This is a genomic window from Rhodovarius crocodyli (assembly GCF_004005855.1).
Taxonomy (GTDB): domain Bacteria; phylum Pseudomonadota; class Alphaproteobacteria; order Acetobacterales; family Acetobacteraceae; genus Rhodovarius; species Rhodovarius crocodyli.
Window position 1 is genome coordinate 1 of record NZ_SACL01000033.1, and the last position, 545, is coordinate 545.

General features: G+C 68.3%; 1 protein-coding gene. It reads right to left on the reverse strand.

Annotated elements, in window-relative coordinates; translation table 11 throughout:
* The coding region (locus tag EOD42_RS25640; protein ID WP_127790443.1) for a TRAP transporter large permease subunit at positions 1–545 on the reverse strand (545 nt) is incomplete at both ends.

The window sequence follows — 545 nt, forward strand, 5'->3', positions numbered from 1 at the left end:
GGGGGCTTGGGCAGCGGGTTGCGCACGCCGTGCCAGGCGATCAGCCCCACGAACAGCGCCACCACCAGCAGCGAGGGAAAGAGTGCGGCGATATACAGCGCCCCCACCGAGGTCTCGGTGATCAGCCCGTAGATGATGAAGGTGATGCCCGGCGGGATCAGGTTGCCCAGCGCGCCGCCGGCCGCCAGCGACCCCAGAACCCAGCGCTGGCTGTAGGGCGTGTTGTTGAAATAGGGCAGCGCGACGGAGCCCATGGTGGCGGCGGTGGCCACCGAGGAGCCCGAAATGGCCGAGAACACCGCGCAGGACACGATATTCGTGTGCAGCAGCCCGCCCGGCAGCCGGTTCAGCCACACGTTGAGGGCTTTGTAGAGGCGGTCGGACAGGCCGGCCCGCAGCAGGATCTCGCCCATCAGCAGGAACAGCGGCACGGCGACGAGGACGAAGTTGGAGCTGGGCCCCCACAGCGTCTGCCCGGCGAACAGCCACCAGGGCCGGTCGCTGAACATGAAGCCGATGAGGAAGGCGAGGATGCCCAGCACGGC